Annotated in this window: 12 protein-coding genes; 3 read left to right on the forward strand and 9 right to left on the reverse strand. The window is 65.8% G+C overall.

What is annotated here, in order from left to right; all coding sequences use genetic code 11:
• The first annotated feature begins 19 nt into the window (after window positions 1-19).
• Entirely contained in the window at window positions 20-1219 is a 1200-nt protein-coding gene (locus tag MOE34_RS03510) for a winged helix-turn-helix domain-containing protein (protein WP_242221056.1), read from the forward strand.
• A gap of 163 nt (window positions 1220-1382) precedes the next feature.
• Here the strand turns inward: MOE34_RS03510 and MOE34_RS03515 are convergent, their stop codons facing one another.
• The 4 genes from MOE34_RS03515 to MOE34_RS03530 form a co-directional block, all read right to left on the reverse strand.
• Window positions 1383-2342: a hypothetical protein gene (locus MOE34_RS03515; protein WP_242223730.1), complete on the reverse strand. Its 960-nt coding sequence runs from the start codon at window positions 2340-2342 to the stop codon at window positions 1383-1385.
• An 87-nt stretch (window positions 2343-2429) separates the two neighbouring features.
• Complete coding sequence (gene ribB / locus MOE34_RS03520; RefSeq protein WP_242221058.1) at window positions 2430-3530, reverse strand: 3,4-dihydroxy-2-butanone-4-phosphate synthase; 1101 nt, start codon at window positions 3528-3530, stop codon at window positions 2430-2432.
• Between the two features lie 26 nt (window positions 3531-3556).
• Window positions 3557-4654, reverse strand: a complete 1098-nt coding sequence (gene aroC / locus MOE34_RS03525; RefSeq protein ID WP_242221060.1) for a chorismate synthase — start codon at window positions 4652-4654, stop codon at window positions 3557-3559.
• 138 nt (window positions 4655-4792) lie between these two features.
• Window positions 4793-7915, reverse strand: a complete 3123-nt coding sequence (locus MOE34_RS03530) for a bifunctional diguanylate cyclase/phosphodiesterase (protein ID WP_242223731.1) — start codon at window positions 7913-7915, stop codon at window positions 4793-4795.
• A 272-nt stretch (window positions 7916-8187) separates the two neighbouring features.
• On the opposite strand from MOE34_RS03530, the gene MOE34_RS03535 reads away from it, so the two are divergent.
• On the forward strand, window positions 8188-8448 hold the full coding sequence (locus tag MOE34_RS03535; RefSeq protein ID WP_160785465.1) for a DUF1344 domain-containing protein: 261 nt from the start codon (window positions 8188-8190) through the stop codon (window positions 8446-8448).
• A 7-nt stretch (window positions 8449-8455) separates the two neighbouring features.
• Here the strand turns inward: MOE34_RS03535 and MOE34_RS03540 are convergent, their stop codons facing one another.
• The 4 genes from MOE34_RS03540 to MOE34_RS03555 form a co-directional block, all read right to left on the reverse strand.
• Window positions 8456-9037, reverse strand: a complete 582-nt coding sequence (locus tag MOE34_RS03540) for a histidine phosphatase family protein (RefSeq protein WP_242221061.1) — start codon at window positions 9035-9037, stop codon at window positions 8456-8458.
• Window positions 9038-9056: 19 nt separating this feature from the next.
• Complete coding sequence (gene fabI, locus MOE34_RS03545) at window positions 9057-9875, reverse strand: enoyl-ACP reductase FabI (RefSeq protein WP_160785467.1); 819 nt, start codon at window positions 9873-9875, stop codon at window positions 9057-9059.
• 186 nt (window positions 9876-10061) lie between these two features.
• Window positions 10062-11120 carry a DnaJ C-terminal domain-containing protein gene (locus tag MOE34_RS03550; protein WP_242221063.1) on the reverse strand — a complete coding sequence of 353 codons (1059 nt, stop codon included), beginning with the start codon at window positions 11118-11120 and terminating at the stop codon, window positions 10062-10064.
• Between the two features lie 102 nt (window positions 11121-11222).
• Window positions 11223-11678, reverse strand: a complete 456-nt coding sequence (locus tag MOE34_RS03555) for an RT0821/Lpp0805 family surface protein (RefSeq protein WP_242221064.1) — start codon at window positions 11676-11678, stop codon at window positions 11223-11225.
• Between the two features lie 44 nt (window positions 11679-11722).
• Here MOE34_RS03555 and pdxH point away from each other — a divergent pair, with 44 nt between their 5' ends.
• A complete protein-coding gene (gene pdxH, locus MOE34_RS03560) occupies window positions 11723-12343 on the forward strand; it encodes a pyridoxamine 5'-phosphate oxidase (protein ID WP_242221065.1) in 621 nt (206 codons plus the stop codon).
• 4 nt (window positions 12344-12347) lie between these two features.
• On the opposite strand, the gene MOE34_RS03565 is transcribed toward pdxH, so the two are convergent.
• Window positions 12348-13424 (reverse strand): polysaccharide deacetylase family protein, encoded by a 1077-nt coding sequence (locus tag MOE34_RS03565; RefSeq protein WP_242221067.1) that lies wholly within the window; start codon window positions 13422-13424, stop codon window positions 12348-12350.
• Window positions 13425-13443: the final 19 nt, after the last annotated feature.

Here is a 13443-nt window from a genome sequence, read left to right on the forward strand (position 1 = left end):
TGTATGCCTATCATCCCCCATGACGATTCTTCTCTCCAACGCCGAGGCCCGGCGTATCTTCCTCGCCCGGCAGGGCCTCGGCGCGCGCCCGGACCGCCTCCTCGGCAAGGAAGGGCTGCTGCGGCTCATCCACGATATCGGCTTCGTGCAGGTGGATAGCATCGCCACCGTCGAGCGGGCGCATCACCAGATCCTCTTTTCGCGCAACCAGACTTACCGGCGCGAGCACCTGACGGACCTTCTGGAAAAGGACGGGGAGCTTTTCGAGAACTGGACGCATGACGCCTCGATCATCCCGAGCACCTTCTTCCGTTACTGGAAGCACCGCTTCCGCCGCGAGGACGAGACGATCATCGAGCGCTGGCGCAAATGGCGCGAGCCGGGCTTCGAGGCGGCCTTCGAGGAGACCTACCAGCGCATCGTCTCGGGCGGCGCGGTGCTCTCGCGCGATCTCAAGGCGGATGACCACAAGTCCGGCGGCTGGTGGAACTGGCACCCGAACAAGACGGCGCTGGAATATCTCTGGCGCACCGGCAAGGTCGCCATCGCCCGGCGGGAGAATTTCCAGAAGGTCTACGATCTCGTGGAGCGCGTGCTGCCGCCGCACCATCACGCGGAGGAGGTGGAGCACGACGCCTTCGTCGACTGGGCCTGCCGCAGCGCGCTGGAGCGCCTCGGCTTCGCCACTCACGGCGAGATCGCCGCCTTCTGGGCTCTCGTCTCGCCCGATGAGGCCAAAGCCTGGGTGGAGGCCCATCGCGATGAACTGCGCCCCGTCCTGATCGAGCCTGCGGACGGCGGCAAGCCGCGCGCCTCCCATGCCTTTGCCGATTTCCCGGCCTGCCTCGGCGATGTGCCCGAGCCGCCGAACCGGCTGCGGGTGCTCTCGCCCTTCGATCCGCTGATCCGCGATCGCAACCGCACCGAACGGCTCTTCGGCTACTTCTACCGCATCGAGGTCTTCGTGCCGGAACCGAAGCGGCAATATGGCTACTACGTCTTCCCGCTGCTGGAGGGTGACCGCCTCGTCGGCCGCATCGACATGAAGGCCGACCGCAAGGACGGCACGCTCGACGTCAAGCGCCTCTGGTGGGAGCCGAAGGTGCGGGCTGCATCGGGACGGCTGGAGAAGCTGGAGGCGGAACTTTCGCGGCTGGCGAAGTTTTCCGGGGTGGACGAGGTGCGGTATCTGGATGGGTGGCGCGGGGAAGGGGCGTAGGCGCCCCTCATCCGCCTGCCGGCACCTTCTCCCCGCAAGCGGGGCGAAGGGATATGCCGAACCGGTTTCCAAACAATGCGCCGGCGCTTTAGAATGGGACAGTGCCACAAATCCCTTCTCCCCGCTTGCGGGGAGAAGGTCGCGGCAGCGGGATGAGGGGCGGCTATGCCGTCACCGGCCGCCCGCCAAAAGCCCCGCGCGCATTTTCCGTCAGCGACCGGAATGTGTCCGAAGCCCCGGTCAGCTTGGCGTCCCAGTCCGGGTCCGGCACCTGGCCGCGGATCGTGTCGAAATAGACGGCCATCAGCGCAGCGATGGCGAAAGGCTCCAGCACGGCGGCCTTGAAGGCCAAGGCGAACACGATGGCGACGACGAAGCTGAGGCCGGCGATCTCGCCGGGGAAGGCGTAGAGGATCGCGGCGGCGGGCGCCAGCGCCAGCACGAAGACGAGGATGGAGAGGATCCACAGGAAGACGGAGAGCCAGACGGCGTTCTTCACCATCTTCATGCCGTTCTGTGCGTAGAGCACGAGGCCGCGCCGCGCGCTTTCCCAGGCATTGTCGCTGTTCGTGCGGATGTTGTAGCCGAGGATGATCTCGTCGACATAGGTCAGCGACAGGCGGATGACGGTGTTGGCGAAGCGCGCGATGCCGTCGAGGCCGGGGATCGGCAGGAAGGCGGCGATGCCGCCGATAAGCCCCGTGATGACGGCGACCACGCCCTTGATGAGCTGGTCGAGCGCGAAGAGCGCATTCGCCTCGCCGAAGCGCGCGGCGACGACCTCGCGGCCATAGGCGACCTGTCCCTTCCCGTCCGGCAGGGCCTCGCCGTCGATCAGCTTGACGATGACGGCGATATGCGCGGCCTTGACCATGTAGAGCAGCCATTCGCGCGCCCAGTAGACCGCGACGCCGACGAAGCCCATGCCGAAGATGCCGCCCCAGATGGCGAAGGATTCCGGGCTGTCGCTGAGCGAGCCGACGCCGTAGCCGATGCCGGCCCCGGTGCCGGAGGCGAGGATGAAGGCGAGCGTGATGACGAAATAGATCGCCATGCGCGTCAGGATGAACGGCATCGTCCGTGCGAGGATGCCGATGGTTCTGCCGATGCTGAAATCCCACATGCCGTCACGCCCCCCAAAAAGCATGATAGAAAAATCCCGCAACCGCGAGACGTTTCACGGATGCGGGATATTCGGCGCGGCCGGAATTCAGCAGAGGTCGGTGGCGCTGATCTCGATGCCGAAGCCTTCGAGGCCGACATAGTGGCGCTCGCGCGAGGCCATCAGGCGGATCGAGGCGATGCCGAGGTCCTTCAGGATCTGTGCGCCGAGGCCGATTTCCAGCCATTCGCTTTCGCGCGCCTGCGCCTCGTCGTGACCCTCGCGGTCGTGCATGGCCTTGCGGGCGGTGGAGGACTGGCCGACGCCGACCGAACCCTCGCGCAGATAGACGATAACGCCGCGGCCTTGCTCGGCGATGCGCTTCATGATGCCGTCGATCTGCCGGCCCGCGCCGAAGACGTCGCCGCCGACATTTTCGAGATGCAGGCGCACCGGAATGTCGACGCCGTCGCGGATGTCGCCGAAGACGACGGCGAGATGCTGCATCGGATCCCAGGGGAGCGTGTAGGTGAGGGCCTTCGCCTTGCCGTAGGGCGTGTCGATGTCGAAGCTGCCGACCTGCTCGATCAGCGTTTCCTTGCGCTGGCGATAGGCGATGAGATCGGCGACGGAGACCTGCTTGAGGCCGTTCTTTTCCGCGAAGGCGGCGACCTGCGGGCCGCGCATCACGGTGCCGTCGTCGTTGACGAGCTCGCTGATCACGCCGATCGGCGGCAGGCTGGCGAGCTTGCAGAGATCGACGGCCGCTTCCGTATGGCCGGAGCGCATCAGCACCCCGCCCTCGCGGGCGACGAGCGGGAAGATATGGCCGGGACGGACGAAATCCGTCGGGCCGACATTGGGGTTCGCAAGGTTGCGCACCGTCAGCGTGCGGTCGTCGGCGGAAATGCCCGTCGTCGTGCCGTGCTTGAAGTCGACGGAGACGGTGAAGGCGGTGGTGTGCGCCGAATCGTTCTCCGCAACCATGGCGTTGAGGTTGAGGCGCTTGGCTTCCTCGCGCGGCATGGGCGTGCAGACGATGCCGGAGGTGTGACGCACGATGAAGGCCATCTTTTCCGGCGTGCAGTGCACGGCGGCGACGATGAGGTCCCCTTCGTTCTCGCGGCCGTCGTCATCCATGACGACGACGATCTCGCCGGCCTCGAAGGCGCGGATGGCGTCAACGACGCGTTTCTGGTCATAGCTCATCGCAAGGTCCTCTTTCAGGCGGCCAATTATTTCAAGCGGCCGGTCTGGCCGCGATCTCGCAGATAGTGGTCGGCAATGGCGCAGGCGACCATCGCCTCGCCGATCGGCACGGCGCGGATGCCCACGCACGGATCGTGCCGGCCCTTGGTGCGCACGTCGACATTGTTGCCGTCGGCATCGATGGAGCGGCGCTCGGTGAGGATCGAGGAGGTCGGCTTGATGGCGAAGCGCGCGACCACCGGCTGGCCGGTGGAGATGCCGCCGAGGATGCCGCCCGCATGGTTGGACAGGAAGATCGGGTTGCCGTCGTTGCCCATGCGCATCTCGTCGGCGTTCTCTTCGCCGGTGAGTTCGGCCGAGGCGAAGCCCTCGCCGATCTCCACGCCCTTGACGGCGTTGATCGACATGAGGAGCGAGGCGATGTCCTGGTCGAGCTTGCCGTAGATCGGCGCGCCGATGCCGGCGGGCACGCCCTCGGCGACGACCTCGACGACCGCGCCGATGGAGGAGCCGGCCTTGCGGATACCGTCGAGATACTCTTCCCAGACCGGCACGATGGCGGGATCGGGCGCGAAGAACGGATTGTCGGTCACCGTATCCCAGTCCCAGTTGCGGCGGTCGATCTTGTGCTTGCCGATCTGCACCAGCGCGGCGCGGACGGTCAGCCCCGGCACGACCTTGCGGGCAAGCCCGCCGGCGGCGACGCGCGCGGCCGTCTCGCGGGCGGAGGAGCGTCCGCCGCCGCGATAGTCGCGGATGCCGTATTTGACGTCATAGGTATAGTCGGCATGGCCCGGGCGATAGCGGCGGGCGATCTCGCCATAGTCCTTGGAGCGCTGGTCGGTGTTCTCGATCAGCATGGAGACGGGCGTGCCGGTGGTGATCATCGTCTCGCCGTCCTCGTCCAGCATCACGCCGGAGAGCACTTTCACAAGGTCGTCCTCGCGCCGCTGGGTGACGAAACGCGACTGGCCGGGCTTGCGCTTGTCGAGCCAGGCCTGGATTTCGGGCAGCGTGAAGCGGATGCCGGGCGGGCAGCCGTCCACCACGCAGCCGAGCGCCGGCCCATGGCTTTCGCCCCAGGTGGTGACGCGGAAAAGATGACCGAAAGTGTTGTGCGACATGAGCGGAACCGGACCCGGTGGAAAGTTTGTCCCCTATTAGTGGAAAAATGCGGGAAGGGACAAGGGATTCGCGCTTGCGATATCGCGATGCGGCAGATCGCCCCTTATCCGGCAGGGGATGAGGGGCAGGCTCGACGGCTATGAAGCGATCTGCCACCGCATCTCCCGCCCGAAGGCGAGGAACGCCTCCCGCGAGAGCGGCCTGGCGAAGGCATAGCCTTGCAGGAGATCGCAGCCGAGCCGGTGCAGCATGTCGGCATGCTCCATCGTCTCCACGCCCTCCGCCACGATCTCGATGCCGAGCGAGCGGCCGATCTCGATGATCGAGCGCACCAGCGCCTGCTCGTTGTGCGAGGAGAGGATGGGCGCGACGAGCTGGCGGTCGATCTTCAGCCGCTTGGGCTTGAGCTTCAGCAGGCTGACGATGGAGGTGTGGCCGGTGCCGAAATCGTCGATCTCGATATCGATGCCGAGCGCCTTGATGTGCTCCAGATTGGCCAGAACCACGTCGTCGCTCTCGTCGAGGAAGATCGATTCCACCAGCTCGAAGGCCACCTGGCCCGGCTGGATGGAAAGGCCGGTGAGGCTGTCGATCAGGCTCTCGTCGCGAAGGCGCCGCGCGGAGACGTTGACCGAGATCTTCGGCATGATCAGGCCTTGCGCCGCCCAGCGCGCGCAGTCGATGAGCGCCTTTTCGAGCACGATGCGGTCGAGCGTCGCCATGACGTTGAGGTCTTCGGCGATCTTGAGGAAACGGTCGGGCGTCAGCAGCCCGTCGCGCGGATGGTTCCAGCGGATCAGCGCCTCCGCGCCGGCGAGCCTCAGCGTGCCGGCCTCGACCTGCGGCTGGTAGTAAGGCACGAACTCGTTGTTCTCGATGCCGGCCAGGATGTCGTCGGCAATGCGCTTGTTCGAGATGATCTCGGCCTGCAGCGCCTCGGTGAAGAATTCGTGCCGATTCCGCCCCTGCGCCTTGGCGCGGTAGAGCGCGATGTCGGCGTTGACGAGTAGCCGCGCGGTATCGACCGACAGGCCCTCGGCGAGCGCGACGCCGATGCTGACGCCGAAGCGGCACAGGTGCCCCTCATATTCGATGGGCTGCTGCATCTGCGTGATGATACGGCGGGCGAGGGTCGCGAGATAGGTCTGGTCGGCGGTGTCCGTCACCACGATGACGAATTCGTCGCCGCCGATGCGGGCCACGAGGTCGCCCTTGCGCGTGGAGGCGCGCAGCACCTGCGAGGCGTGCACCAGCAGCGCGTCGCCGGCGGCGTGGCCGAGCGTGTCGTTGATCTGCTTGAAGCGGTCGAGGTCGATATGGAGGATGGCGACCCGCGCCGGCGTTCTGGTGCTGCGTTCGGCAATGCCCGTCAGCTCGTCGTCGAGCTTGCGGCGGTTGCCCAGCCCGGTCAGCGGATCGTGCAGCGCGTTGTGCTCGATGCGGTCCTTGGCCTGCTCCAGCTCGGCATTCTTGGCGTCCGCCTGCTCCTTCGCCGTCTTCAGGTGTTCCTTGAGCAGCACGTCGCCGGTCACGTCGAAGGCGAGGCCGATGAGCTTGCGGCCGCCGTCCGGGCTGTGCTGGATCTTGCCGACGGAGCGCACATGGCGGGCCTCTCCGGTTGGCAGCAGGATCCGCGCCTCGTGCACATAGGGCAGGTCCTGCTCTATGCAGTGTCCGACATTCTCGATGATGGTCGGCCGGTCTTCCGGATGGATAGCCCCGAGCCACCGCTCCCGCGTGACGATTCCGTCCGAATAGGCAAGACCGTAGAGCTGGTGCATGCGCTCGTCCCAGAGCGTCACCCCGGTGATGAGATCGGCCTCCCAGAGGCCGCACTGGTAGGAATCGAGCGCGAGGTCGAGGCGCCGGGTCAGCGTGGCAAGCTCGGCGTTCTGTATCTCGGCATGTTCCTTGGCGCTGGTCAGCGCCTGGTTGAGCATCACGTCCTCGGTCACGTCCCAGCTTATGCCGGTCAGCTTTTCCTCGCCGTTCGGGCCGGTCAGGCGCGAGCCGACATTGCGGATATAGTGCCAGCTCCCGTCGGGCATGAGGATGCGATATTGCGACTTGTAATCGCTGCCGCCCGCGCGGATCACGTCCATCTCGGCCTTGGCGACCGCGACGTCGTCCGGATGCAGCACGGAGCGCCATTGCTGGTCGTTCGGCGTCTGGCCCTCCGGGAAGCCGTGCAGGCGATGCATCTGGCTGTCCCAGTTGCGCGTGCCGGTCGCAAGCTCGACCTCCCAGATGCCGATCTTGGAGGCGTCGAGCGCGATGTCGAGGCGCTGCGACAGGGACTGGACCTGCCGTTCGCGGGCGCGCAGGCGGGCGATGTTGCGCTGGCGCTCGTTGACGAGACCGCCGGTCAGGAAGATGGGCACGATGATGACGAGCGCGGCGGCGAGCACGATCAGGCGGATCTGCGTGCGGTTTTCAGGCGGATGATACCAGCCCCGGGTGGGCACCGCGGCCATCTCCCAGCGCCCGCCGGGAAAATCGAGGAGCTGGATCACCGGCTCGTTCTCGAAAACCGCCGCCTCGCCGAAGAACGGGTCGACGACATTGTCCGGTACGGAGACGTCGCGGATGGCGATCTCGATATCGGCGATGTGCTGCGGCGTGCCGTGTTGGGGCCGGTGGTCGGGGTCGATCAGGCCGGCATCGGTGAACAGCCTGCGCTCATCGATCAGCCCGTCGACATAGCCCCAGAAATAGTGCCGTGCGTCGACATTGGTGAAGACCGGCATGAACAGGTTGAAGCCGCGCCCGCCCTTGGCGAATTCGATCGGGCCGAACATCAGGGGACGCCCGCGCGAGCGGTCGGTCTGTGCGGCGCGCTTGAAGGAAGGGAAGCGGTTGAAATCGGTGCCGATGTGGCGGTCGCCGTTGCGGGGGAAGGCCTGGCTCACCTTGCCGCCGGGCGCCACGCCGATGCGGCGGAAATGGGCGTTCTGCAACAGGAGCTTGCGGGCGAAGGTGTCGAATTGCCGCGCGGCCTGGTCCGGGGCCATCGCGAACATGTTGGCGACGCTCCGCAGGGCCGCCACATTGCCGTTGACCTCGTTCTGCAGCCGGGCCGCGGCCAGCGTGAGGTCTCCCGAGACGTGGCCCTGCAGCTCCGTGCGGTAGAGGCTCTCGTTCTGCCGCTCGTAGAGCACGCCGGCCGCGAGGATGACGCAGCCGGCAATCGTCGCTGGAAGCAGCGACGGTCGCGCCCATTCTGCGAAGGACGCCAGACGGCGGCGTATTGCGGCTTGCACGGACAAGAAGGAAGGTCCCCGGTTGTAGCGGAACGGTACGGGGTGCTTCCTTAAAATTGCATTTATAAGCGACTGAAATACTTGTGCTTATGGCGCCGATCCCCGCCATGCGCGCGACAATCCGGGGGATGATGTCGGCCCATGCCTTGATTCAGGGGGGCTTTGCGTCCATCCATTCCACTCTTCATCGCGCGACGGGCGAATTTCGCCATATTTGGGGGGCATCTGACATGGCCAGCAAAAAGACTGATTCATTCCCAGGGGTTCGCAAGATGCGGTTGCTCATCGCTGCACTGATGGCCACGGCTGTCTTCCTTTCGCCGCTCGCCGCCTCCGCCGAAAGCGCGGATGTCGAGGCCGTGATCACCAATGTCGACACGACCAATCTCAGCCTCTCGCTCGATGACGGCAAAAAGTATCAGGCGCCGGAGGAATTCAACTTCGAAGGCCTGGAGCCGGGCGTGAAGGTGCTGGTCTTCTATACCGAAGTCGATGGCAAGCGCGTCATCAACGACCTCGAAGTTCTCCAGTAGAAATCTCTCAGAGCCAGTGCATGCCGGTTCCGTCCAGCCGCAGGATACGATCCTGGTGGATCGGCGTGTTGGCCGCCTCTTCCTCGTCCATGCCATTCAGCCGGAAGGCCGCGCGGAACACGCCGCCATGGCTGACGCAGACCGTCGGGCGCGTCGTGTCGCGAAGGAACGAGCCGATACGCCAGCAGAGAATCTCGTAGCTTTCGGCGGCCTCGCCCGGCGGGATGAAGTTCCACTTGGCCTGGGCGCGCTCTTCCACGCGTTCGGGCGTCTCCGCCTTGAGTTCCGCGAGCGTATGGCCTTCCCAGTCGCCGAAGGAGACTTCGACGAGGCGTGGGTCGGTGCGGTAGGCAAGGGGAGGAAGGCCCATGGCGCGGCGCAGGATTTCCATCGTCTCGCGCGTGCGCCCGAGCGGGCTTGCCACGAAATCGAAGCCGGAAACCGTGTCGCCGAGCACGCCCTTGAGGGCGTGGCCGTTGCCGGCCGCCTGGCGGCGGCCGGTGTCGTTCAGCGGGATATCCTTCTGGCCCTGCAGCCTGCCCTCTGCATTCCACGCGGTCTGGCCGTGTCGGATCATGTAGATGAGCAAGGCGGGTCCCTGAAGTTCGTCAGTCCTTGATGACGGAGATGTCCGGCGCGTCGACGGCCTTCATGCCGATGACATGGTAGCCGCTGTCGGCATGGTGCGTCTCGCCGGTGACGGAGCGCGACAGGTCGGACAGCAGGTAGAGGCCGACATCGCCCACTTCCTCGATGGTGACGGTACGGCGCAGCGGCGCGTTGTACTCGTTCCACTTGAGGATATAGCGGAAGTCGCCGATGCCGGAGGCCGCGAGCGTCTTGATCGGGCCGGCCGAGATGGCGTTGACGCGGATGTTCTTCGGGCCGAGGTCGACGGCGAGGTATTTCACGCTCGCCTCGAGCGCGGCCTTGGCGACGCCCATGACGTTGTAGTTCGGCATGACCTTTTCCGCGCCGTAATAGGTCAGCGTCAGCATGGCGCCGCCGTCGGTCATCAGCTTTTCCGCGCGCCGGGCGACCGACGTGAAGGAATAGACCGAAATCTGCATCGTCTTGGCGAAGTTGCCCGGCGTGGTGTCGACATAGCGGCCGGTCAGCTCGTCCTTGTCGGAGAAGCCGATGGCGTGCACGATGAAGTCGATCTTGCCCCACATCTTCTCGACATTGTCGAAGACCGCGTCGATGGAAGCCTCGTCGGAGACGTCGCAGTCGCCGGCCAGCACGGCGCCGATCTCGGCGGCCAGCGGCTCCACGCGCTTCTTCAGCGCTTCGCCCTGATAGGTGAAGGCGATCTCGCCGCCCTGCGCGTGGATGGCTTTCGCAATGCCCCAGGCGATGGAACGATTGTTTGCGACGCCCATGATGACGCCGCGCTTGCCCTTCATCAGACCGGATGCCTGAACCATGGTTTGCCCCCTGATACCTAGAGCACTTCCGCAAAGGCCGGAAACGGCCCCGCAATCGGAACTGCATGAAACAAGTCGGAATTGCCTATGGCATAGCCGGCAATGCGGTTCAAGCGCGCGCAGCTTCAGGAACTGTTAGCATTCGTAACAATGGGTGCATGTTTCACCCGGGCGTCATAAAATCGATTAGAGATAAAGCCCTTCGCGCAGGGAGCGCATCAGGTCGATCATCTTGGCGTCCGGCTTTTCCCACAGGAGAAGGCGGATTTCGGCGATCAGGTCGCCGCGCTCGCCGGTCTCCTTCGTCAGGCCCTCACCCTCGATGCGGATCGTCTGGTCCGAGCCGGACCAGGCCGGGACGGTGACGGGGAGGGGACCGGTCGGTCCCTCGATCGTCATCTCGCAGCCGAGCACGGCATTCTCGATCGTCACCGGCAGATCGACCTTGAGGTCGAAGCCGTCGACGCGGAAGCGGCCGGGCGCGACGCGCACGGTAACGACGGCGTCGCCGCGTTTGAGATTCTCGATGCGGTAGCCCGCCTCCTTGAGGCGGATGACCTGGCCGTCGGTCGTGCCCGCGCCGATCGGCACGCGGATCGTCTGGCCCTCGGGCGTTTCGATGGTCGGCCGCACCCGGTTCAGGATGTCCTCGACCGTCACCGTGATCTCGGTCGCAAGGTCCGGGGCCTTCTCGACCCTGGCGCGGCCGCCGCGGATGCGGCGGATGATGGCGGAGATGAGCGCGGAGGCCGGCGCGCTGGCCCGGGCCGGCGCGGTCTCGTCGGCTGCCGGTTCCTCGATGGCCTTGCGGGCATCCTGGGCGGGCGCGGCGGCGGCACCCGCCTGGGCCTGAGCTTGAGCCTGAGGCTGGGGGCGGACCTGCGGCTTTGCATCGGCCTGCTGGCCGCGCGAATCGACGCCGAAGATGCGGGCGATCATGTCCTCGGCGTCCTCGCCGGACATGCGCGGGGCCTCGGTCCTTGCCTTGCGCTCGGCCTGCTGGCGGCGCATCTGCTCCATGCGGCGAAGCTCGGCCTCGCGCTGCTGGCGGTCGTAGCGGCTGCGTTTGTCCGGGTCGCGCAGGAGATCGTAGGCGCGGCCGGCCTCGGTGAAGCGCACGGTCGCGAGCGGATCGTCGTGATTCTGGTCAGGATGCACGGCTTTCGCCAGCGAGCGCCAGGCGGCCTTGATCTCCTCCTGCCCTGCACTTTTCTTCACGCCGAGAACCGCATAGGGATCACGCATAACTTCCACCCGTTTCCGTTTCGCCGGCCATGGTATCGATGAACGTCCTAACCGGCGGTTACGGGTCAGGGTTGAGAAAGTGCAAACGCGCCCGAAAAACGGTCATCCCTGTCGGTCGAAGGCGAGCAGCAGCCATTCGCCGGTATTGCCCATGCAGGTGCGTCCGGTGAAGCTGGCGATGCCCTGGTAGGAATGCTTCGTGGTCACGAAATCCCGGCAGGTGCGGCCTGCGGCGTCCTGGTTTTCCGCGATGCTGCTGATCACGCCGGCGCTGCCCGAGGCGGAGTTCGCCCAGGGAATGGGGTTGCCCCCCGCCCGCACGAGATCGGCCGAGGACACGGCGTTGCGCACCGTGATCTCGTCGGTCAGGCGGTCCGCATTGCCGTTCGGCACGGTATTGGTGCGCACCGTCGTGTCGACGTTGCTGTCGGAGGAGAACAGGTCAAGACCGCTCATGCAGCCGGAAAGCGCGACGCCGGACATCATGACGGCGAGGAACCCAAGGCCGCGTGTCCAGTTTGGCTTTGTCTCCGGTCGCGTCTTTGTTATGTCTTTCACCCAGACTGCCTCATACAGCTAGATAGATCGGCATTGATTCAAATATGAGCGAGAATGCGTTAACAAGCGGTGACTTCACCGAGGAAAACGAACCCTATGCCCTGTTCGGCGCCTGGCTCGGGGAGGCCGGCAAGTCCGAGCCGAACGACGCCAACGCGCTGGCGCTCGCCACCGTCGACGAGACGGGGCTGCCCAATGTGCGCATGGTTCTCCTGAAGGGTTTCGACGAGCGGGGCTTCGTGTTCTACACGAATTTCGAGAGCCGCAAGGGCGTGGAAATCCTTGGCGCCCGCAAGGCGGCGATGTGCTTCCACTGGAAGTCGCTCCGCCGGCAGGTGCGCATTCGCGGCGATATCGAGATCGTCACGGATGCGGAGGCCGACGAATATTACGCCTCGCGTCCCCGCGGCAGCCGCATCGGCGCCTGGGCGTCGAAACAGTCGCGGCCGCTGGAAAGCCGCTTCGCGCTGGAAAAGGCGGTCGCCGAATACACGGCCCGCTACGCCATCGGCGAGATCCCCCGCCCTGCCCACTGGTCCGGCTTCCGCCTGAAACCCGTCTCCATCGAATTCTGGCACGACCGCCCCTTCCGCCTGCACGACCGCGTGGAATTCCGCCGCACGGAAGACGGCAGGGGCTGGACGAAGGTGCGGATGTATCCGTGAGCGTCTAGCGCCGCATCAGCCGGAAGGGGATGCCCGAGGCGAGCGCGCCGACATATTTCGGCTTCTGGTACAGCCCGTTCAGCGAGATGCGGGGCAGGGCGGTCGGGGTGTCGAAGGAGCGGGGCAGGATCGTGCCCGGCTCCGTGGTCACGGCGACGCGGAAGCCCAGCTCTTTCGCGAGTCGGTGTTCGCGCTGCGAGACGGCGGCGGTGTCGCCGTAGGGATAGGCGAAGGTTTCCGGGCGCTGGCCGGTAATGGTGGCGATGCGCTCGGCCGACTGATCCATCTCCCTGCGGGCCTCCTCGTCGGAAAGGCGGGCGAGCGCGCGGTGGCTCACCGTATGGCCGCCGATGGAGGCGAGGGGGTTGAGCACGAGGCTCTTCAGCTCCGGCTCGCGCATGACGAGCCGTTCGGTGATCGTCAGCGGATCGATGCCATGCGCCTTCGCCGCCGCTTCGAGGCGCTCGATGGCGGTCGCCTCGTCCATGTCCGACTGGATGAAGCGGGCGAAACGGTTATAGGCCGCCTGCTTCTGGAAGGGCGTGGCGAGCGGCAGGATGACCGGCCCGGAGCCGAAGTCGAATTCAAGATGCGGGACGGCGCGCAGGAGGTCCGTCAGCGTCTCCCACCAGATGCCGTGCGTCTTGCCGGCAAGGCCGGGCGCGACGAAGACGGTGAACGGCACTTTATGGCGGGTGAAGACCGGCTGGGCATGCACCGCGTTGTTGCGGTAGCCGTCGTCGAGGGTGAAGGCGGCGAAGCGTTCGCCGGCGCGGGCGATGGCGAGGCGGGCCGGCATGTCGGCCAGCGCCACGAACTGGTAGCCCTCGTCCTTCAGATGTTCGATCGCCGCTTCCAGGAATTCCGGCGTGATCTCCAGATGTGCGTTGGGATCGAAGGCCTGCGGCGTCCTTGGCCGTACATGGTGCAGCGTGAAGATCGCGCCCATGCCGCGCGCCGAGGCCATCAGCCCGGCCCGCCCGGCCAGATGCGCGAACTCCAGCCCGCCGGTGATCACAGCGCGCTTCAGCCCCTGTCGCATGACACTGCGGATCGGCATGTCGTCTTCGTCTTCCTGCATTTCTACCTGCGGCGTTATC

The organism is Shinella zoogloeoides, from assembly GCF_022682305.1.
Taxonomy (GTDB): Bacteria; Pseudomonadota; Alphaproteobacteria; order Rhizobiales; family Rhizobiaceae; genus Shinella; species Shinella zoogloeoides_B.